This window comes from Brochothrix sp., from assembly GCF_017549435.1.
Lineage (GTDB): Bacteria > Bacillota > Bacilli > Lactobacillales > Listeriaceae > Brochothrix > Brochothrix thermosphacta.
In genome coordinates, this window is sequence record NZ_JAFYUW010000118.1 from 24,546 (window position 1) to 46,381 (window position 21,836).

Below are 21,836 nucleotides of genomic sequence, written 5' to 3' on the forward strand. Positions count from 1 at the left end.
ATTAAAGTAAGCAAATTCGGGATCTCCCGTTACAGAGATAGGATATGTTAGTATCCAAAGAGTGAGGAGTTACAAGATAAAAGCCATAGTGTTTTTTCTTTGCTTCTAATTGAGGTGGCACCGCGATAAAACGTCCTCTTACAAGAGACCAATCTGGTTTTTTGTAAGAGGACGTTTTTTTGTTTTACTGATTAACTATAAAAGAGGAGGCATCTTATGCCATTATACATTAAAGAAATAGAAGCGGATGAATTAACACCAGTACGTGTGTTCAAGCAATTAACAGGCAAAAATAAAGCATTACTTGAAAGTTCATTAAAATTTGGATTGAACGGCCGTTACTCATTTATCAGTCAAAATCCAGTGGATAAAATCACGTTAACAGAAGGCAATACAGCATATAATGGTCGACCAAGCACTGCATTATTTTTGGATGAAGTTGAAAAAAGAATGTCAGAAAATGTTGTGAATGATCATCGTTTTCCATTTATCGGTGGTGCGCTTGGATATGTTGGCTATGAAACGATTCATCAATATGAAAACATTGGCGAGTATCTTCCAGATCCGTTAGATTTGCCGGAAGCACAGCTGTATCTATACAAAGAAATGGTAGTCTTTGATCACATCGACCAAACGGTTTTTATCACAAGTATTGAATCGCAAGAAAAAGTCGACGCGTTGGCAACAGAGCTACAAAAAGAATCGCAATTGTCGAAAGGTGAAGTACAAGTCACAGCGTTTACAAGTGCTATTGGACAAAGTGCTTTTGAGGAAATGGTTGAAACAGCACAAGCAGCTATTCGTCAAGGTGAAATCTTCCAAGTGGTCCCCTCACAACGCATGAGTGCAAACTATACAGGTGATACCTTTGAAATCTATCGTCGTCTGAAACGTCGGAATCCTTCCCCTTACTTATATTATCTTGAGATGGATGGGTGTACGATTATTGGATCATCACCAGAAAGTGTGGTTGCTGTTCATGGTCAAACGATAACGATGAAACCAATCGCAGGAACGAGACGACGAGGTGCAACACCAGCTGAAGATGATATTTTAGCCGCTGAGCTGATGGCTGACGAAAAAGAAGTGGCAGAGCACACAATGCTTGTTGATTTAGCAAGAAACGATGTTGGACGGATGGCAGAAAATGGAACAGTTGAAGTCACAAAATTAATGACTGTTGAAAAGTACAGTGATGTGATGCATATCGTTTCAGAAGTAAGTGCGATTTTAAAACAAGGACATACGGCTTTCGATGCATTGCGTGCAGGATTACCAGCTGGCACTGTGAGCGGTGCACCAAAAATTGCAGCGATGCGTTTAATTAATCAAATGGAACAGGTTAAACGTGGCATATACAGTGGGGGTGTGGGTTACTTCTCATTTAATGGTGATATGGATTTTGCCTTGGCCATTCGAACAATGGTTGTGAAGGAAGAGACCTTACATGTACAAGCTGGCGCCGGTGTTGTACTGGATTCAGTACCAGCAAAAGAATACGAAGAGACATTAAATAAAGCGAAAGCATTGATGGAGGTAGCGCGTTATGATTCTTTTAATCGATAATTATGATTCATTCACATACAATATTTATCATCAATTAACAAAAGCTGGTGAAGAGGTAGAGGTGGTGCGTAACGATGCCATCACGATTGCAGAAATTAAGCAAAAACAACCGATAGGTATTGTGTTATCACCAGGTCCGGGTCGACCGGAAGATGCGGGGATTTGTATTGCTATTATTAAAGAATTAGGTGAGACATTCCCTATTTTAGGAATTTGCTTAGGTCATCAAGCATTAGCAAGTGCCTATGGTTATAAAGTAACGACTGCCCAACAAATCAAGCACGGGAAAACAAGTAAGGTTTTACATGATAATACCGGTATCTTTAAAGAAATGCCCGATGGTTTTGAAGCGATGCGTTACCATTCCTTGATTGTTGAAGAAGCAGGTTTGGAAGAAACGTTTGATATCGTTGCTCGTGCAGAAGATGATCGTGAAATCATGGGAATAACGCATCGTGAGCTGCCTTTGTATGGTTTGCAATTTCATCCTGAATCAATCGGAACAAAAGAAGGCCAACGTTTAATTGAAAACTTTGTTGCACGTTGCCGTACACAAGTTCCGTTTACAAACTACTTAACATTATTAACAGAGGGCCATGATTTATCAATGGATGAAGCCCGTGTCGCAGGTAATCGTTTATTTGACAATACGTTATCTGATAGTGAAGTAGCCGCTTTTTTAATCGCTTTAAAAGTGAAAGGTGAAACAGCACCGGAAATAGCTGGGATTGTGCAAGCGATGCGTGCACATGCCATGCCACTGCCACAAAAACATCGAGAATTAATGTGTAATTGCGGTACCGGTGGTGATCGTTCTGGAACGTTCAATATTTCAACGACCTCTGCATTCGTGATTGCAGCCGCAGGTGTAAAAGTAGCGAAACACGGCAATCGTTCGATTTCTAGTAAAAGCGGAAGTGCTGATGTGTTAGAAGCCGTTGATGTTTCTTTAAATGCAAGTGCAACAGAAATCGATCGTCAATTACAAAGCAACGGTATGACATTCTTATTTGCACCGCATGTGCATCCGCATTTGGGACAAGTGATGCGCGTGAGACGTTCGTTAGGGATACCGACAATTTTCAATATCATCGGCCCTTTAACAAACCCTTATCAGTTAGACTATCAAGTGGTGGGTGTTTATCGTCGTGATTTAGTTGAACCGATGGCAGAAGTATTAGTGGCATTAGGTCGTAAAAAAGCGATTGTTGTACATGGTTATGGTGGTCTTGATGAAGCCTCATTAGAAGGTGAGAACACGCTGGCAATCGTTGAAAACAACAGCTATAAAGTGACAACATTAGACCCACAAAAATTGGGGATGACACAACGTTTGAATAGTGAATTAGTCGGTAAAGATGTGGCTTTTAATGCAGAAATATTAAAAAATGTGCTCGCTGGTGAAAAAGGTGCGTATCGTGAAGCGGTTGTGTTAAACAGTGCAATTGGACTAGTGGCCGCACAACGAGCGGATTCATTCGAAGAAGCTATCCTATTGGCAGAAGCAGCAATCGATTCAAATGAAGCATTGGCACACTTACATTACTTACAAAAAACAACGGGGGCGATTGAAGCATGAGTATTTTAGAGGATATTATTACAAAAAATAGTGAACGAGTAGCAAAATATGCCAGTGAAACACATACGATAAACTTGCACAATACAGCAGTCTTTACTAATAATACGAATAATAATCCATTTCGTCTCATTGCTGAAATCAAGCGCGCATCGCCATCAAAAGGCATGATTGATGAAAATGTGGACGTTGTCGCACAAGCTAAAAGATACGAAGCCTTAGGGGCAAGTGCTATTTCAGTATTATGCGAACCTTATTATTTTAAGGGTGATTTTGCTGACCTAATTGCCATTCGTAAAGCAGTGAAACTGCCGTTATTATGTAAGGATTTTGTGACAACCTCAGCGCATCTGTTGAAAGCTAAAAGTGCAGGCGCAAATATTGTATTATTAATAGTAGCTGCTTTGTCACCAGAAAAACTCCAAAGCTTATACCACTTTGCTCGAGAGTTAGCATTAGATGTATTAGTAGAAGTACATGATGAAAATGAATTAGAACAAGCTTTGTTGTTGAATCCTCAAATGATTGGTATTAACAATCGGAGCTTAAAAACTTTTGCTGTAGATCTAGCAACGACCAAACGTTTAAAAACATTAATACCTGATAATATTACGGTTATTTCGGAAAGCGGGATGCTAAGTCCGGCTGATATTTTAGAAATAAAAGCTGTAGGAGTTGACGGTGTATTGATCGGTGAAGGGATGATGCGCCAAGCGGATGTTTTAAAGGAGGTCTTTTAATGACTAAGATTAAAATTTGTGGTGTGATGGACACGGCTACGGCGTTAACCGTAGTCGAAGCAGGAGCTGACTATATCGGTTTTGTACTTGCTCCAAGTCGGCGTCAAGTTTCTTTTGAAGAAGCCAAAAAAATTCGTTGTGTGATACCTTCTAGAGTGAAGGTGATTGGTGTGTTTGTTTCACCAACAACTGCTAACATACTAGAAGCGATTGAAACCATCCATCTTGATGGTGTTCAAATTCATGGAGAGGTGCCGGTGTTAGAAAATATCACGGTACCAGTTATTAGAGCAGTTCCTCTCGCTAAATTAGAGGAAGCGATTGCCTATCAAACGGTTTTAGTCGATTCACCTCAACCGGGTAGTGGAACTGTTTTTGATTGGACGCAATTGCATAATGTGAAACACCCCGATCTATGGTTGGCTGGAGGATTGTCAGCTGAAAATGTCGGGGAAGCGATTGAAAATGTAAAGCCGACAGTTGTTGATGTGAGTAGTGGTGTTGAAACCGATGGTAAGAAAGATGTAACAAAAATCAGAGCATTTATTCAGACGGTGCGATCTAAGGAGGACGAAAACAATGACTTATAATTATCCAGATGAAGGTGGCCATTTTGGCGAATACGGCGGACGTTATGTACCAGAAGTATTAATGGAATCAGTATTGGAATTGAATGACGCCTATAAAAAATATCAAGACGATCCAGCGTTTAAAAAAGAACTCGCTTATTACTTAGAAGAGTATGTTGGTCGTGAAACACCGCTTTATTTTGCTGAACGCTTAACAGACTATGTAGGTGGTGCCAAAATTTATTTGAAGCGGGAAGATTTGAACCACACAGGTGCTCACAAAATTAACAATGCGTTGGGTCAAGCCTTATTAGCTAAACGAATGGGTAAGCGTAAAATTGTTGCAGAAACAGGTGCCGGTCAACACGGTGTAGCAACCGCGACAGTTTGCGCACTCTTTGATATGGAATGTACCATCTTTATGGGCGAAGAAGACATCGCTCGCCAACAGTTGAATGTTTTCCGAATGGAATTACTCGGCGCCACAGTTGTTCCGGTTACGAGTGGTGAAGGTTTATTAAAAGATGCAGTAAATGAAGCGTTGCGTTACTGGGTTGCACATGTTGATGATACTCATTATTTAATGGGCTCAGTATTGGGGCCACATCCTTTCCCACAAATGGTGCGTGATTTCCAAAGTGTGATTGGAACTGAAATTAAACAACAAATTTTAGCGAAAGAAGGCCGTTTACCAGATGCTTTGGTTGCTTGTGTTGGAGGCGGTTCTAATGCGATTGGCACATTTTATCCTTTTATTGAAGATAAAGACGTGAAGCTTTATGGCGCTGAAGCAGGTGGTTCTGGTATTGAAACAGGCAAACATGCAGCAACGCTCACTGAGGGGCGTGTCGGTGCATTACATGGTTCGTTGATGTATTTACTTCAAGATAAAGCAGGTCAAGTAAGTGAAGTGTTTTCTATCTCTGCGGGACTGGATTATCCAGGAGTGGGACCAGAGCATAGTTTGTTACATGATTTGAAACGAGCGGAGTACCATGCAATTACAGATGACGAAGCGGTTGCCGCATTCACTTTGATGTCTCGTAAAGAAGGGATCATGCCAGCGTTAGAAAGCTCACATGCGATTGCATTAGCTTTGAAAATTGCAGCAGACATGCCAAAAGAGGAATTGCTTGTAATTACAGTATCAGGTCGTGGCGATAAAGATGTTGCCCAAATCAAAGAGCGTTTTGAGAAGGAGGGAAAATAAGATGAATGCGATTGAAACAAAGTTAGAGCAAACAGATAAAGCCTTTATTTCATACATGATGGGTAACGCAACGTTGGCAGCGGATTATGCAACATTAGTTGAACAAGGTACCAGCATTGTTGAAATAGGCGTGCCATTTACCGATCCAGTAGCCGATGGCGCTGTTATTCAAGCGGCAGGTTTAAAAGCGTTACGTGCGGGAATCACGCTGACGAGTATTTTCGAGACAATTGCTAAAATTCCTGTTAAAACAGCGCCAATTGTATTGATGACTTATTTGAATCCGATTTTTGCTATGGGTTATAAAACGTTCGCCAAAACGTGTCGCGAAACGGGTGTATCTGGTGTAATTGTGCCCGATCTACCATTTGAGGAAAATGCGACATTAAAAAAATATTTAGATGCTGAAAACATTATTTTAATTACATTGATTACTGCAACTACGACAGCAGAAAGGATGCAACGTATCATGCAAGAGGCGCGTGGTTTCATCTATGCAGTCACTGTCAAAGGTGTTACAGGAGAGCGACAAGCGTTCAGTGATGAAGTGTTTACATTCTTAGAAAAAGTTAAAAAATCAACAAAGGTGCCTGTTATGGCAGGGTTTGGTATTTCAACAGCAACGCAAGTCACTGAGATGTTACCGCATTGTGATGGTGTGATTGTGGGAAGTCGAATCGTGCATTTATTAGAAGAGAAACAAGCGGAGCAGATTGGTGAATTGATAGCAGCAACACGCGTCTGAACAAACAATCGACAACGTTTCCCCAACATAGACGTTTTACTTCTGCTTTCACATGCTATATAATAAAGAATAATGAAGTATAGAATTGAGGAAACTGAATATGATGTTTGTAGATGGAGTTAAGATATATGTAAAAGGCGGAGATGGCGGCGATGGTATGGTCGCTTTCCGTCGTGAAAAATTTGTTGCTAACGGTGGCCCTGCAGGTGGCGACGGTGGTAAAGGTGGATCTGTGGTATTTGAGGTTGAAGAAGGATTACGAACATTAGTCGACTTCCGCTACAAACGCCATTTCAAAGGTAATCCTGGAGAAAACGGTATGAGTAAAGGGATGCACGGACACGGCGCACCTGATTATGTTGTACCTGTACCTCCGGGCACGATTGTAAAAGATGCTGACACAGGTGAATTGCTTGCCGATTTAATCACTCATGGTCAACGTGCAGTCGTAGCGAAAGGTGGACGTGCAGGACGAGGTAACCGTCGTTTTGCAACACCAGCTAACCCAGCACCAGAAATTAGTGAAAACGGTGAACCTGGTCAAGAACGTAATTTAGAACTTGAATTAAAAGTATTAGCAGATGTTGGTCTTGTAGGTTTCCCGAGTGTGGGTAAATCGACATTACTCTCTGTTGTTACTGCAGCAAGACCTAAAATTGCAGATTATCACTTTACAACACTGACACCTAACTTAGGAATGGTAGATACACCCGATCACCGTAGTTTTGCGATGGCTGATTTACCAGGATTAATTGAAGGTGCATCACTCGGAGTTGGTTTAGGACATCAGTTCTTAAAACATATCGAGCGTACACGTGTTATCGTTCATGTTATTGATATGGCAGGAACTGAAGGCCGTGACCCGTATGATGATTTCTTGAAAATTAATGAAGAATTATCACAATATAACTACCGTTTGTTAGAGCGTCCACAAATTGTGGTAGCTAACAAAATGGATATGCCTGGTGCGGAAGAAAACCTAGTGACATTCAAGGAGCAAATCGAAGATAAATATCCGGTATTTGCTGTGTCGGCTTTAACTAAAACAGGTTTATCTAACATGTTGTTAGAAATAGCTAACAAACTTGAAACAACAGAATACTTCCCATTAAACGAAGAACCAACAGAAGATCAAATCGTAATGTACAAACATGAAGCTGAAAAACCTGAGTTTGAAATTTCACGTGGTTCTGATGCAGTATGGGTATTGAGCGGTTCAGAAATTGAACGTTTGTTTGCAATGACTAACTTTGATCGTGAAGTATCAGTCACACGATTCACACGTCAGTTACGTTCGTTAGGTGTTGACCAAGCTTTGCGTGATCGTGGCGCTAAAGATGGCGATACAGTTCGTATTATTGAATTTGAATTCGAGTTTATGGATTAATATTAATCAAATGAAGGGGCAAGGTCAGTTAAATGACTTTGTCTTTTTTTATAAGGAGTGGGAATAGAGTGAATATTGGCTATTTAGGTCCGGTTGGGACTTTTTCATATCAAGTGGCGCACCGTGCTTTTCCAGAAGAGCAACACACAGCGTATACGACGATATCAGAATGTTTAGATGCAGTTGCGGCAAATGAAATCGATGTTTGTTTAGTGCCTTTTGAGAACGCAATTGAAGGGACAGTAAATGTAACGCTTGATTACCTTTATCAAAATGATGTGCCACCTATTCAGGCGGAGTATATTTTACCAATATCACAAAATATCATGGTAAATAAACAGCGTTCAAGTGATTGGCAAGAAGCGACAACAATTTTATCTCATCCGCAAGGTTTGGCGCAATGTCATGATTATTTAACCAAAAACTTCCCGCATATTAAACGTGAAGCAGTTTCTAGTACAGCCTTTGCGGCAGAATATGTGAGCACGCATCCAGATGAAAAAACGTTAGCAATCGCCCCTTTATTTGCGGCAGAGCATTATGATTTGGACGTCGTTCGTGCGAATGCGCAAGGAAATATGCATAATGAAACACGATTTATTGCGTTGAGTAATCGAAAATTAGCGATAACAGATGATCCAATTGAAACAAAAACAACCCTTTTATTAAAATTACCAGATAATGATTCAGGGACCTTGCATACGATGCTTTCAACATTTGCATGGCGTAATATCAATATGAGCAAGATTGAATCACGACCAACAAAAACGCGTCTAGGGCAATACTTCTTCCATATCGATTTAGATGTAGGTGCTGATAATCGATTGCTGGATAATGCGATGGTTGAAATATCGTTATTAGGTGGCACTGTTAAAGTTTTAGGATCATACGATGTCTATAAGATAAAATAACAAGTAGCATTTTGACTTTTTTGTCAAAGTGCTCTTTTTGCATTGTTGGATAAAAGTTAGTGTTAAGACGTAAGGAGATGTATTATGCTGTAAAAAACAGTCACTTGTGTTTATAAGGTGATTTGGTTTTACAATGTATTTCTCTTACAACTCACCCCTTATTTTAATGTAGTGGTGATAATATAAGTTTTAAGTATAAAAGATAAAAGAGGCAAAGCTTAGGATATAATGGGTCTTTAGATTTTGTAAAAGAGGCATCATATCGTTATAATAGAAATAAGTGAATGCTATTAAATCCGTTGGAGGTACAACAGTGAATAATATATTATTAGTTGAAGATGAAAAAAATTTAGCGCGTTTTGTTGAACTTGAATTAAAACATGAAAATTATAATGTAACCATTGCACATGACGGCCGTGAAGGTCTTGAATTGGCGTTAGAAGGTGAATGGGATGCGATTTTGTTAGATTTAATGTTACCAAGCTTAAATGGTATTGAGATTTGTCGCCGTATTCGTCAGCAGGAACAACAAACCCCCATTATTATGTTAACCGCAAGAGACAGTGTCATCGATCGTGTTTCTGGTTTAGACCATGGTGCGGATGATTATATTGTGAAGCCTTTTGCAATTGAAGAATTGTTGGCACGATTGCGTTCTTTATTGCGTCGTGTTGAAAATGCAGAACCCGCTCAAAAACAAACGAAGTTAAGTTACCGTGACTTAAACGTTGAAAAAGAAAGCCGGATGGTTCTAGTTGGCGAAGAAGTGATTGAATTAACAAAGAGAGAGTACGATTTGTTATTGACTCTAATGGAAAATATTAATATTGTGCTAACACGTGAAGTGTTATTAAATAAAGTCTGGGGTTATGAAACAGAAGTGGAGACCAACGTTGTAGATGTATACGTGCGTTATCTACGTAATAAAATTGATCGTCCAGGTGAAGAGAGTTATATCCAAACGGTGCGAGGCACAGGGTATGTGATGCGCACATGAGAATTCATCAAGTTCTCAACATGAAAAATCGTTCCTTAAAATATAAATGGATGTTGGGAACGAGTGTTGCCATCTTTTTAACCTTTTCTGTCTTTGCAGTCGCTATTTATCAAGGTGTATCTACCATGCTTCTTAATGAGGAAAAGAGTAAAGTTCAAACGGCACTTAATAACGTAACGTTTTCATTGACTGGTAAAAGTTGGCATCAAGTGAATGCCACTGATTTTCCAATTGATAGTGAAAGTTTAAATGAAAATATTTATAATCGTGGCTTAATTGTGCGGATTTTAAAGCCGGATGGTAGCACATGGTACCCAGCTCAATACGGTGGTGAACAGCAATATAATATTCCTCTTGAAAAAGTTGAAGCGATTACAGTTAAAGAAACGGTAAATAAAGGCAGTCGCGTTATCGTAGGTATTAAGCCTGTTTTAGAAAATAATGCTAAGATTGTGGGTTATGTACAAGTCATTAATCCGCTCACCAGTGTAAATTCATTAATGAAATATCTTTTTTGGACGTTACTGATTTTAGATATCATCGCATTGGTATTCAGTGCTATTTTGGGATATGTAATGGCCTTACATTTGTTGCAACCCATTAAAGATTTAGCGCGTTCGATGGTGAATAGTCAGGAAAATGGTTTTAAGGCACGTGTGAAAAATATTGATGCGGAAGATGAAATCAGTGAATTACTTACTATTTATAATGATATGATGAGACGTATGGAAGTAACGTTTGAGCAACAAAAACATTTTGTTGAAGATGCTTCACACGAATTGCGAACACCTGTACAAATTATTGAAGGACACCTTAATCTCTTGAACAGATGGGGGAAAGATGATCCTGAAGTATTAGAAGAGTCCTTGAAGGCTTCGTTATTTGAAGTTAATCGTATGAAAAAACTTGTACAAGAAATGCTTGATCTTTCAAGAGCTGAACAAGTTTCTAATACTGCCGAACTACAGATTACTAATCTTAACGAAGCGGTAGAACAAGTTAAACGAAATTTTGAAATATTGCACGACGATTTTAATATTACGTATGATTATAATCCAGATATTGTGTTGCGTTCATTAATCTTAAGAAATCATTTAGAACAAATTTTGATTATCTTATTTGACAACGCTGTGAAATATTCAAATGGTTTGTCAGAAATAAATATTACGCTTGAACAAATCGGTAATCGTGCTGTTATTAAAGTGAAAGATCACGGTGTTGGTATTGATCCTTCAGAGTTAGACAAAGTATTTAACCGTTTTTATCGTGTGGACAAAGCAAGAACACGTGAAGTGGGTGGAAATGGTTTAGGTCTAGCGATAGCGAAGCAATTGGTCGTGAGTTATAAAGGAACTATTTCAGCAGATAGTGTTGTGGGTGAAGGTACAACTGTCAGCGTTTCACTACCTATCATGGAAGAAGAGGTCATTCAAACTGCTCGTAAAAAACCGCTGAAGAAAAATAAATTATAAAAATAATTTTATCTAAAAAAAGCAAAAAAGCGACAGTTTCACTACCTTTCTGAATTTCAGCTGAAGGTGTGTGAAACTGTCGCTTTTTTCAATAAATAATTGTGAAATCTGTTTGTATTGGAGGTTCAATATCCCAAGTTGTTTCTAGTTTAGTCACTCGAGCTGAAGGTGTGGGACCTTTTTTTAATTTATCAATAAAGGTAATTATGTCATGTTTATTACCTTTAACGTGAATTAAAACTGAGTAATCAGGCATGTTTTTAACCCAGCCACTAAGGCCCAAGGAACGTGCGATAAAAAGTGTGCCATAACGGAAGCCAACACCTTGAACTGTACCATATGCTTGTATCTCACAAGTAGTTAAATTATCCAAAAAAATCACACCTTTCTTTATAGTTCTAGTGTAGCGTAAAACAGATAAGTTGAAAAGAGTAAATAAACACGCTACTATTTAAGAGAGATAAAGGAGTGTGGACGATGACACGTTGGCAAATTATTCAAACAGAAAGTTTTAATGAACCTTGGTGGTTCTTCGATGATTGGCAAGAAGATATCGTTTTAGAACTTGAGGCAACAACACGTGAAGAAGCGAAAGCTCTCTATATAGAGGCATTTACGAAATTGCATGATACATACGGATATCAACAAGTTAAAAAAAATACATTAGCCGCATTCTGGTGTGATGAAGAAAAATGTTTTTGTGAAGAATGTGACGATGATTTGCAAGTTTATCATGGCTTACTAGTCTTGAAAGACGGCGAACATGACCCGGATTTAATCAGCAACTAGTCTGTTTGGATAGATAATTATAATAGTTTGAGGTAAACCCTTTTAAATATATTCGAAACATATTATAATGAATATAAGTAAATATGTAAGTCAGACTAAAACACCTTAATGGAAGAACATAATATAAAAAATAACTGAAAAGAGTGAGAGCTAATTGCAGCCTATATTAGGAAGTGCTATTGAAGAATTTATCGAGATATCTGAAGATGCGGACATAAAGTTAACAAGTCGTAAAGCCACAAAAGAAGAATTGAAGATGTTAGAAAGTGAGCTTCCGGTCAAGTTGCCTCAATGGTACCGCGATTTAATCGGTGATTACCCGATCATTAACTTGGAAGTTAAGTGGAATGTTGAAACAACTAACCCGAGTTATAGTGGTGAAACAGCCATTGAATTTTTTGAGCCGCAATATATTATAGAAGAAACGATGGAAGAATTCCCTGGCATTGATTTGGTTCATTTGAACTACATCTGTATTGGGAGTGAACCTGCCGGCACTGGAGATAACTACTATATTCGATTAGATGATGAAGATCCTACGCTGTATCAATTTCCAATCCCAATTGGAAGCGACGAAACTGAACCATTGTTAGAACGTCGTATTCAAATTGCTGAACATATCAGCGATGTTTTTCGCGAAGCCATAAAAACAATCCAATAAAAACAGCTTGTTTTAGATAAAGAGTACAGCAAATATGCTGTGCTGTTTATCTAGCGGTCTAATTTAACGGAATATTCAGAAAAGTGGAAATTTAAAAAATGTTGAATTAGCTATTTATTTATTATCAATCTCATGATATATTCTAATGAGTAATTAAAACACGTAAATTTTTCTATGTAAGCAATTACAACAATCGTGTTTTTTACAAAAAAGAGGAATTAGGGGAGGAACAACTGATGAAAAAACGCTCGTTAGCAGTTGTATTAATTATGGTTGTCGTTTTATCTTCATTCTTAGCAGCATGTGGAAACAAATCTTCAAAATCAGATGATGCTAAAAAAGATGACAAATTTACAGTAGCAATGGTTACGGATCAAGGTGGGGTAGATGACCGTTCGTTTAACCAGTCAGCATGGGATGGACTTCAAAAATTCGGTAAAGATAACGGCTTAGAAAAAGGCAAGTCAGGTTATGATTATTTCCAATCTGCAAATGAAGCAGATTACAAAACAAACTTGAACAGTGCAATTCGTAGCAATTTTGACCTTGTTTTTGGTGTAGGGTTCCAGTTAACTAAAGCTGTTACTGAAACTGCTAAACAACAAAAAGATGCACATTTCGCTTTAATCGATGATGTTGTCGAAGGCGTAGATAACATCGCAAGCATTCGTTTTGCTGACAATGAAGGTGCCTTCTTAATGGGTGTAATTGCTGGTTTAACAACTAAAACGAATCATGTAGGTTTTATCGGTGGTATGGAAGGTGAAGTTGTAGGGCGTTTTGAGGCAGGATTCAAAGCGGGCGTTAAAGAAGTAAATCCTAAAGCTAAAATTGATGTGAAATACGTTGGTTCATTTGTTCAAGCGGACAAAGGACAACAAATTGCAGCAACAATGTACAGCAACGATGCTGATATCATTCTTTCAGCAGCAGGTGCATCAGGTAATGGTGCCTTTACAGAAGCTCGTAACTTGAAAAAAGAAGATTCATCACGTGAAATTTGGTTCATGGGTGTTGACCGTGATCAAGCAGATCAAGGTGAAGTCAAAGTTGATGGTAAAACATTCAACGTGGCTTTAGCATCTCAAATCAAACGTGTTGATATCGCAGTAGAAGAGACATCTAAATTAGCTAAAGATGGTAAATTCCCAGGTGGAAAAACAATCGTTTATGGCTTAGATAAAGATGCTGTTGGTATTGCTGATTCAACTGATAACATTGATAAAAAAGTGTTAGACAAAGTTAAAGAGTACAAAGAAAAAATCATTTCTGGTGATGTAAAAGTTCCAGAAAAACCATAGTAAAAAAATCAAATGATAATAAGAATAAGCTGGTCATTCCGATGTCCAGCTTTTTCAATTAAAAAATTAATTTTAGGAGGGCGCCTTTTGGAATATGTAGTTGAGATGTTAAATATTCGTAAACAGTTTGGCGACTTTGTAGCAAATAACAATATTAATTTACAGGTTAAACCTGGTGAAATTCATGCATTATTAGGTGAAAATGGTGCTGGTAAATCAACATTAATGAACGTGTTATTTGGTTTATACGAACTTGACGGTGGCGAAATAAGAGTAAAAGGTAAAAAGGAAAATATTACAAGTCCTAATAAGGCGAATGATTTAGGTATTGGTATGGTTCATCAACATTTTATGTTAGTGGATAAATTTACAGTCGCTGAAAATATTATTCTTGGACATGAGCCATCACGTTTAGGCTTAATTAATAAAAAAGAAGCAATTAAAGAAATTGAGGCACTTTCTAACAAGTATGGCTTACAAATTGATCCGCATAAACGCATCGATCAAATTGGTGTTGGTATGCAACAACGTGTCGAAATTCTTAAAACGCTTTATCGTGGTGCAGATATCCTCATATTTGATGAGCCTACAGCTGTGTTAACGCCACAAGAAATTATTGATTTAATGGGAATTATGAAATTGCTGGTTAAAGAAGGCAAATCAATTATTTTAATCACGCATAAGTTGAAAGAAATCATGACAGTATGTGATCGTGTGACAGTTATCCGTAAAGGTGAAGGTATTGGCACTGTAAACGTGGCACAAACCTCACCACAAGAACTTGCTAATATGATGGTTGGACGAGCAGTTCTGTTCTCAACCGCTAAAAAAGCGGCACATCCAACAGATGTTGTGCTATCTATTAATGACCTTGTGGTAGCGGAAGAAAAACATAAAATTGAAAAAGTATCTCATTTGAGTTTAGAAGTGAAGGCAGGCGAAGTTTTAGGCATTGCTGGAATTGATGGTAATGGTCAAACTGAGCTTATCGAAGCAATCACCGGTTTACGAAAAGTGAAGCACGGTACAATTCAATTAAACGGGGAAAAAATTCATAATTTAAAACCTCGCCAAATTACGGAAAAAGGTCTAGGACACATTCCAGAAGACCGCCACAAACATGGTTTAGTACTGGAGATGTCTCTAGCTAACAATATAGCGTTACAAACATACTATCAAAAACCATTAAGCAAACATGGTTTCCTTAATCAAAAAGAGATTGATCGTTTTGCAAACGGGTTAATCAAAGAATATGATGTCCGTACAAGTAGTGAACACGTTCCAGCCGGGAAATTATCTGGTGGTAACCAACAAAAAGCAATCATTGCGCGTGAGATTGATCGTTCGCCACAATTACTAATTGCAGCACAGCCTACTCGTGGTTTAGATGTAGGTGCGATTGAATTCATACATAAACGTTTGATTGAACAACGTGATCAAGGACGAGCAGTTGTTTTAATGTCGTATGAGTTAGAAGAAATTCTAAATGTAAGTGATCGAATTGCAGTTATTTATGAAGGACGTATTGTCGCAATTTTAGATGCAAAAGAAACAAACGAACAAGAATTAGGTTTATATATGGCTGGGGAGGTAAAAGCAAATGTCTAGACGTTTTCAAGGTTTAATCGTCCCTGTGGCATCGATTGTGCTAGGTTTGTTAATTGGTGCGATTATTATGCTAGCGTTCGGTTACGACCCAATAGCAGGCTATAGCGCCTTAGCCTATGGTGCATTCGGTAACAGTTATTATCTAGGTGAAACATTACGTTTAACAACACCTTATATTTTAACTGGTTTAGCGATAGCAGTTGCTTACAAAATGAACATGTTCAACATTGGTGCTCAAGGTCAGCTCTTAATGGGTTGGATAGGTGCCGTTTGGGCAGGAACACTGTTTGACTTCCCTAAATTTATTCACTTACCAATGGCAATTGTTGTCGGTGGTATCTGTGGTGCTTTATGGGCGTTGGTTCCAGGACTTTTAAAAGCATATCTTAAAGTAAATGAAGTTATCATCACAATTATGATGAACTATATTGCACTGTATATTTTTAACTGGTTGATTCATGATGTTTTCACAGATGGGAAAGATCAAACGGATGTTGTGAAAGAGACAGCGTCGTTAAAATCACCATTTTTAGAAAATATTACGCAATATTCAACATTGCACTGGGGTATAATTTTGTCACTCATATTTGCTGTTATCATCTGGGTATTTATGAAGAAAACAACAAAAGGTTATGAATTTGAAGCGATTGGTTTCAACGAAAATGCGGCAATGTATGCAGGAATGAATGTACGTCGTAACATCATTTTTGCAATGCTTATCTCTGGTTTCTTAGCAGGTACAGCAGGCGCAATGGAAGGTTTGGGTACATTTGGTTTTGCCTTTACTCAAGGTTCTGTATCAGGAATTGGGTTTGATGGTATTGCTGTTGCATTATTAGGAGCACTTTCACCAATCGGTATTGTATTTAGTGCCTTCTTATTCGCTGCATTAAATATTGGGAAAACAACAATTTCAGTTGAAGCAGGTATTCCTAATGAATTGGTAAATATTGTGATTGCGCTTATCATCTTCTTCGTTGCTGCAAGTTATATTATTCAATGGGTCATTGCGAAGATGGCTGCTAAGAAAGGTGGGCGTTAATACATGGATACTTTATCATTGATTGTTTCATCAACTTTATTAATGTCAGCACCGCTCATTTTCACAGCATTAGGTGGTTTACTTTCTGAACGTGCAGGTGTTGTTAATATCGGTCTTGAAGGTTTGATGATCATGGGTGCCTTTTCAGGTATCGTATTCAATTTAACCTTCGCTGATACATTTGGTGCTTGGACGACATTGCTAGCGACACTTTTTGCAATGGTATGTAGTGGTGTATTTGCACTCTTCCATGCGGTTGCAACGATTACATTCCGTGCCGATCACATTATCAGTGGTACAGCACTCAACTTCCTAGCATTAGGACTAACAGTCTTTTTAACAAAAATAATCTACGGAAAAGGTCAAACAGATACTATTTCACAAAACGTTGATTATAGTAACATTCCGATCTTGCAAGATATCCCGTTTATCGGGCAAATCTTTTTCCAACGTATTTCGTTCTATTCATACATCGCAATTATTGTAGCGATTGTGATCTGGTTCGTATTAAATAAAACAGTCTTTGGTCTACGTCTACGTTCAGTAGGTGAGCATCCATTGGCTGCTGACACAATGGGGATAAAAGTTAACCGTATGCGTTATATAGCGGTTATTATGTCCGGAATGTTAGGTGGTATTGGTGGTGCGCTTTACGCACAATCATTCACAAACAACTTCAATGCAACAACAATCGCAGGTCAAGGGTTTATGGCGCTAGCTGCCTTGATTTTCGGTAAATGGAATCCACTAGGTGCACTAGGTGCCGGTTTATTCTTTGGTTTTGCACAATCATTAGCAGTAATCGGTGGTTCATTACCATTCTTCAGTCATTGGCCAACCATCATTATGCAAATTCTACCTTATGTTTTAACGATTTTAGCTCTAGCTGGTTTAATCGGGAAAGCGGAAGGTCCAAAGGCAAATGGTGTAAACTACGTCAAACCGAAGTAGCAAGGCTTAATACTAAAAGCAATATTCTATTATCCAATTGGGTAAGGGAATATTGTTTTTTTTTTCACAAACTATTGGAAAAGTAGTGTAAAAGTGTTTAGAATAGAAGAAGTACTATAAGGGTCGCCAGATTAAAGACGTACCTGATATTTTAAGGGGGATTTACAACGTGAATAGATTACAGAAAACATTGCTTGTTTCAACTGCGTTATTATTACTTTTAGGTGGTTGTGCTAAAGAGACAACGGCTACAAAAGAAGAGGAAGCAAACAAGCAAGCAGCAGCAAAAGAACAGGTTAAAAAAGAGCAAAAAGAGAAGGAAAATCAGCCTGTTTTGAATAAAACTGGAGTGAAAACGTTGAAAGACCCGTCAAGTATCACTGCACTTGTGAATAAGCACAATAAATTTCCAGACAAATACACACCCAATGATTTAGTGTATCCCGATGTCCCGTTTGTATTTGGTAGTGAAAAGGTTGAACGTAGTATGTTACGTAAAGAAGCCGCTCAGCATTTAGAAACAATGTTCGCCGAAGCTAAAAAAGAGAACATTCATTTATCAGGCGTTTCTGCTTTTCGATCATATGAAACACAAATAGCGATTTTTGATGGTTATGTGCAACAAGATGGTAAAGCAGCAGCACTTACATACAGCGCCTTACCAGGTACAAGTGAACATCAAAGTGGCTTGGCCATCGATATTAGTAACGCAGCAGGTGAGTTTGCCGCTGAACAAGGTTTTGAAACAACAGCCGAAGGTAAATGGCTCGCAGCTAATTCGTATAAGTACGGCTATATCCTGCGTTTTCCAGATGGAAAAGAAGCAATTACAGGTTATGAATACGAATCTTGGCATTTCCGTTATATCGGAGTTGATCTCGCAAAAAAAGTATTTGATAGTAACTTAAACTATGAGGAATATGCAGATAAGCATCCTGAAGGAATCCTACAATAAAATGCTCGGTCATATTTTTGATTTACATTAAGAAAAACATAAAGGTCTTTGTATTAGTGCTGAGGGCGCTTATACAAGGGCCTTTTTGATACATTGTATAAGTTAGCAACTGGATGTTTTCCTGTTAAATGGATTTAGTAACTCAATCATATCAAAATAGTGGAGTAAGAAGAGTGTTAATTAGTATCTGTTCTCGGACGATGATTTATTGCTCATCGCCCTAGGAAATGGAAAATTATGATAAACTTATAAGGAGTATTGTTAGGGGAAATCTAACAATAGTAGTTTTCAGTGGATAGCTATTGTAAAAAAGGAGCGATATAAACATGGATGATACGTTAAAAAGAATTGAAGGAACATGGGAAATTGTTGCGACTAATTTTCCGATGTGGACAAGTGGGAAAAATCATAATCCACAAATTAGTTACAGTAAAGTTTCAGAAGATTCTAGTTATTTAACAGATACTGTTCAATTTGAAAAAAATGATAAAATACGAAAAATTATCGGCACAGATTTATATCAGGATGGAAAATTTATTTGGCGAGGAAAAGGCATATTAAAACTCTTAAAGAGTGAGTGGTCCGTTATTTACCTTTCTGACGATATATTGATGATAAAATTTGAAAAATCGTTGGTTACACCCTCTGGAATTGATGTATTGGTTAGAAAAGAATCAACAATTGATAGTAGGCAAGAGGTTTCAGACATTCTGTTGAAAACAAATAAGGTAGAAAAAAGTACTTTAGACGAACTGTTGTGGCTGAATTGACTTAGGCTTAGTAACAACATCAAGAATAGTATGCTCTAATTAATGAGTCGAATGTTGCGCTCATTTAAAAATGATTTTACGACGAACAAAAACATTGGACAAACAAGCAAGCAAAATATTTAAATATAACAAATATATATTTTTGATACCCTTGTGGGTTTAATCGATCAAACATTTTAATCAGATAAACGTTGTTTTAACAAGTTAATTACTACTTAGTGTTATCTATTTTAATGTTATATGTTATTCTAGAGATATATTATATATTAACAGTGAATGGGGATTGAAAAAGATGGTGACAATTAAAGATGTAGCAGCGTTAGCAGGTGTGTCAACATCAACAGCCTCGCGTGCCATGCATAACAATAAGGTCATTAGTGATGAAACAAAACAATTGGTTTTTAACGCGATGAAGGAACTGGGTTATGAACCAAACTATGCAGCACGTAATTTGGCGAATAAAACAAGCAATACAATTGGTGTTATTTTACCAGTCGCAGGACCTGAAATTTTTCAAAATCCTTTCTTTATGGAAATTATCCGAGGGATTAATCAAGAATGTAATCAGCGACAATACATGGTGACTATTGCCTCTGGAGATACGAATGAAGAATTGGCAGATAATGTGGCAACGATGGTGAAACGTGGAAGAATCCAAAACTTTATTTTATTGTATTCTAAAGTGAATGATCCTGTAGTTACTTATTTACACGATCAAAAAATCGGTTACACAGTTGTTGGAAAACCTGTTGATTATGAAAATGAAACACCTTATGTCGATAATGATAATATCTTGGCAGCAAAAGATGCGACTGAGTACTTAATTCAAGCAGGACATCAGAATATTTGTTTTGTGTATAACAATGAGGAGCAATTGGTAAGCTTAGACCGCTTTACAGGGTACCGACGAGCTATCCGTAGCGCAGATCTTGCTAATGAATACCAATATCAAGCGCCAGTTGATACAAGCCCAACAGACGTGGAAACATTTGGGTCATGGTTAAGTGAACATCCAGAAGTTACCGGATTTGTGACAAGTGATGATATCGTTGGATTGATGGTGCAACAAACCATTAATCAAACCGCAGATATACCACGTAAAGTCGTTAGTTTTAATAACTCTTTATTTTCACAAATGAGCAGTCCCGCCTTTAGTTCAATTGATATCCACGCGAAACAACTAGGTATAGAAGCCGTCTCGTTAATGATGAAATACATCGATAATAAAAACTCGCTCGTATCGAAGATAATTGTCCCACACCGCTTAATAGTGAGAGATTAAAAGTGAAAACACCTTATGTATTCTCTAGAAAATTGGAAGATTTGAAAACGAAAACAACCTGTTTGGTGTTGAAGACAGTGTAGAAAAAAGCATCAGGCTACCTAAGCCTGATGCTTTTTTTGAAATAGTTAAAAATATCTGTTGGTACAGTTCGAGAAAAAAACATTTGTTAGACTAGAAATTTTAGTTGAGGTAGGCTGATTACCGAAAGAAAGCTTCATTTTCTGCTGACATGCCTACTAAAGCACTGAAATTTCGGGTCTAAGGTTTTTTGTTTGTTCTGAAATTTTGTAAGAGAATTGGTGTTGCAACTGGAGACAAGACACCAAAGCTAGGGATACTAAAACTACAGTTTAAATTTCAGGTCTCGTTGTGGATTTTTTGTAGCGTTATGTAATTTTCAGATGTTTTATGTTGAAGTACTGGAGATGAAAAATACCGCTAAAAAGACAACTTTCCCAAGCTGAAGTTCTAGTGACTTTTTTGCAATAATTGAGTTCCTATTATGCATAAATAATTCTCAAACGTGTTTAAGTTAAGTGGAGTGCAAGTCACTACTATCATTCTTGAAATCAATTATAAATAGGAACTTAGTGTTTTTAATTTTTAAAACTAGTTATTTTACAGTGTAAAAAGACGCTAGTCACTAAATATAGTGACTAACGTCTGAGAGTATAAAAAGAGGATGAGCGTTTATTTTTATACGGTTGTAATCAATACACCGTAATGATCCGATATAATGGGTTGGTTAATTCCATTAAAGACGACTTCTGATTTTTCAACACCGAGAGGTTGATTGCAGAAGATGAAATCCAAACGTTTATTATCATCTGATGCTTTTTCACGCCAACCATCAATTGCACCACTGACAGTGAAACCAGCATCTCTTTTAATTGCGAGGGTATAAGTATCATACCAACCATCAGCTAAAATTGTATCGTAACCTTGACCAGGCACATGAGCAGGGTTATTAAAATCGCCCATTAAGTAAAGTCGTCCCTGCTTTTTTGGAGCGAGATGTTCAGATAGTTTTGCCCATTGTGAAGCGAATTCACTACCGTCCGAACGCCACCACCCTGTATGAATGGAGTAAATCCAGTCGTTGTTATCTAATTGAACCCCAACGACTTGTCGAGTGTGATAATCATCGTACGCTTCTGTCGCAGAAATAAGTTGTGTTGCGATAGCGATGATCGGTTTTTTACTTAGTAAGGCAAGTCCTTCATCATAACGATCGTAGCCAATATGTGAAGGTAGCCAAGTGAAGTAATAATCACACGCTAACGTTGCTAAATGATTGATAA

General features: G+C 37.8%; 21 protein-coding genes, 1 pseudogene and 1 other annotated feature (1 of these 23 only partly in view). Of the genes and pseudogenes, 20 read left to right on the forward strand and 2 right to left on the reverse strand.

Going from position 1 to position 21,836, the window contains the following annotated elements; translation table 11 throughout:
* Positions 1-141 (forward strand) — a binding site (T-box leader); it begins 115 nt to the left of the window's first position.
* Between the two features lie 75 nt (positions 142-216).
* The 11 genes and pseudogenes from trpE to IKV95_RS08080 all read left to right on the forward strand — a co-directional run bounded on the left by trpE (position 217) and on the right by IKV95_RS08080 (position 11,173).
* Positions 217-1,566, forward strand: a complete 1,350-nt coding sequence (gene trpE / locus IKV95_RS08035; protein WP_036027597.1) for an anthranilate synthase component I — start codon at positions 217-219, stop codon at positions 1,564-1,566.
* A pseudogene (locus IKV95_RS11215) lies at positions 1,547-2,047 on the forward strand (anthranilate synthase component II); the annotation flags it as partial. The gene trpE and the pseudogene IKV95_RS11215, both read left to right, overlap by 20 nt.
* Before the next feature lie 42 nt (positions 2,048-2,089).
* Positions 2,090-3,145 carry an anthranilate phosphoribosyltransferase gene (trpD, locus tag IKV95_RS08040; RefSeq protein ID WP_319633863.1) on the forward strand — a complete coding sequence of 352 codons (1,056 nt, stop codon included), beginning with the start codon at positions 2,090-2,092 and terminating at the stop codon, positions 3,143-3,145.
* Positions 3,142-3,882 carry an indole-3-glycerol phosphate synthase TrpC gene (gene trpC, locus IKV95_RS08045; RefSeq protein WP_287451627.1) on the forward strand — a complete coding sequence of 247 codons (741 nt, stop codon included), beginning with the start codon at positions 3,142-3,144 and terminating at the stop codon, positions 3,880-3,882. The genes trpD and trpC overlap by 4 nt, the downstream gene beginning before the upstream one ends.
* The gene (locus IKV95_RS08050) at positions 3,882-4,472 is read left to right on the forward strand and encodes a phosphoribosylanthranilate isomerase (RefSeq protein WP_287451628.1); all 591 of its coding nucleotides are present in this window, start codon (positions 3,882-3,884) and stop codon (positions 4,470-4,472) included. The genes trpC and IKV95_RS08050 overlap by 1 nt, the downstream gene beginning before the upstream one ends.
* On the forward strand, positions 4,462-5,661 hold the full coding sequence (gene trpB / locus IKV95_RS08055) for a tryptophan synthase subunit beta (protein ID WP_069125226.1): 1,200 nt from the start codon (positions 4,462-4,464) through the stop codon (positions 5,659-5,661). Before IKV95_RS08050 ends, trpB begins: the two co-directional genes overlap by 11 nt.
* 1 nt (position 5,662) lies before the next feature.
* Complete coding sequence (gene trpA / locus IKV95_RS08060; RefSeq protein ID WP_069134791.1) at positions 5,663-6,406, forward strand: tryptophan synthase subunit alpha; 744 nt, start codon at positions 5,663-5,665, stop codon at positions 6,404-6,406.
* Between the two features lie 103 nt (positions 6,407-6,509).
* Positions 6,510-7,793, forward strand: coding sequence for a GTPase ObgE (gene obgE / locus IKV95_RS08065; RefSeq protein ID WP_069120330.1), 1,284 nt, complete (start codon positions 6,510-6,512; stop codon positions 7,791-7,793).
* Between the two features lie 68 nt (positions 7,794-7,861).
* On the forward strand, positions 7,862-8,704 hold the full coding sequence (gene pheA / locus IKV95_RS08070; protein ID WP_162917917.1) for a prephenate dehydratase: 843 nt from the start codon (positions 7,862-7,864) through the stop codon (positions 8,702-8,704).
* 313 nt (positions 8,705-9,017) lie between these two features.
* Positions 9,018-9,701, forward strand: a complete 684-nt coding sequence (locus tag IKV95_RS08075; protein WP_029092175.1) for a response regulator transcription factor — start codon at positions 9,018-9,020, stop codon at positions 9,699-9,701.
* Complete coding sequence (locus IKV95_RS08080; protein WP_036042297.1) at positions 9,698-11,173, forward strand: HAMP domain-containing sensor histidine kinase; 1,476 nt, start codon at positions 9,698-9,700, stop codon at positions 11,171-11,173. Before IKV95_RS08075 ends, IKV95_RS08080 begins: the two co-directional genes overlap by 4 nt.
* A gap of 88 nt (positions 11,174-11,261) precedes the next feature.
* On the opposite strand, the gene IKV95_RS08085 is transcribed toward IKV95_RS08080, so the two are convergent.
* A complete protein-coding gene (locus IKV95_RS08085; RefSeq protein WP_051457210.1) occupies positions 11,262-11,546 on the reverse strand; it encodes an acylphosphatase in 285 nt (94 codons plus the stop codon).
* 104 nt (positions 11,547-11,650) lie between these two features.
* Between IKV95_RS08085 and IKV95_RS08090 the strand changes: the two genes are divergently transcribed.
* From IKV95_RS08090 to IKV95_RS08130, 9 genes are all read left to right on the forward strand, one after another.
* Positions 11,651-11,962 carry a DUF1033 family protein gene (locus IKV95_RS08090; protein ID WP_036027668.1) on the forward strand — a complete coding sequence of 104 codons (312 nt, stop codon included), beginning with the start codon at positions 11,651-11,653 and terminating at the stop codon, positions 11,960-11,962.
* Positions 11,963-12,116: 154 nt separating this feature from the next.
* Complete coding sequence (locus IKV95_RS08095; RefSeq protein ID WP_029092172.1) at positions 12,117-12,623, forward strand: SMI1/KNR4 family protein; 507 nt, start codon at positions 12,117-12,119, stop codon at positions 12,621-12,623.
* A 236-nt stretch (positions 12,624-12,859) separates the two neighbouring features.
* Positions 12,860-13,924, forward strand: a complete 1,065-nt coding sequence (locus IKV95_RS08100) for a BMP family lipoprotein (RefSeq protein ID WP_029092171.1) — start codon at positions 12,860-12,862, stop codon at positions 13,922-13,924.
* Between the two features lie 87 nt (positions 13,925-14,011).
* Positions 14,012-15,532: an ABC transporter ATP-binding protein gene (locus IKV95_RS08105; protein WP_029092170.1), complete on the forward strand. Its 1,521-nt coding sequence runs from the start codon at positions 14,012-14,014 to the stop codon at positions 15,530-15,532.
* Positions 15,525-16,574 carry an ABC transporter permease gene (locus IKV95_RS08110; RefSeq protein WP_029092169.1) on the forward strand — a complete coding sequence of 350 codons (1,050 nt, stop codon included), beginning with the start codon at positions 15,525-15,527 and terminating at the stop codon, positions 16,572-16,574. The genes IKV95_RS08105 and IKV95_RS08110 overlap by 8 nt, the downstream gene beginning before the upstream one ends.
* Positions 16,575-16,577: 3 nt before the next feature.
* Positions 16,578-17,525, forward strand: a complete 948-nt coding sequence (locus IKV95_RS08115; protein WP_029092168.1) for an ABC transporter permease — start codon at positions 16,578-16,580, stop codon at positions 17,523-17,525.
* 169 nt (positions 17,526-17,694) lie between these two features.
* Positions 17,695-18,480 carry a M15 family metallopeptidase gene (locus tag IKV95_RS08120; protein ID WP_287451633.1) on the forward strand — a complete coding sequence of 262 codons (786 nt, stop codon included), beginning with the start codon at positions 17,695-17,697 and terminating at the stop codon, positions 18,478-18,480.
* Between the two features lie 326 nt (positions 18,481-18,806).
* Complete coding sequence (locus tag IKV95_RS08125) at positions 18,807-19,250, forward strand: hypothetical protein (RefSeq protein WP_287451634.1); 444 nt, start codon at positions 18,807-18,809, stop codon at positions 19,248-19,250.
* Positions 19,251-19,542: 292 nt separating this feature from the next.
* Positions 19,543-20,532, forward strand: a complete 990-nt coding sequence (locus IKV95_RS08130) for a LacI family DNA-binding transcriptional regulator (RefSeq protein ID WP_029092165.1) — start codon at positions 19,543-19,545, stop codon at positions 20,530-20,532.
* Positions 20,533-21,231: 699 nt separating this feature from the next.
* Here the strand turns inward: IKV95_RS08130 and IKV95_RS08135 are convergent.
* On the reverse strand, positions 21,232-21,836 hold a 605-nt coding region (locus IKV95_RS08135), incomplete at its 5' end, for an endonuclease/exonuclease/phosphatase family protein (protein ID WP_287451635.1).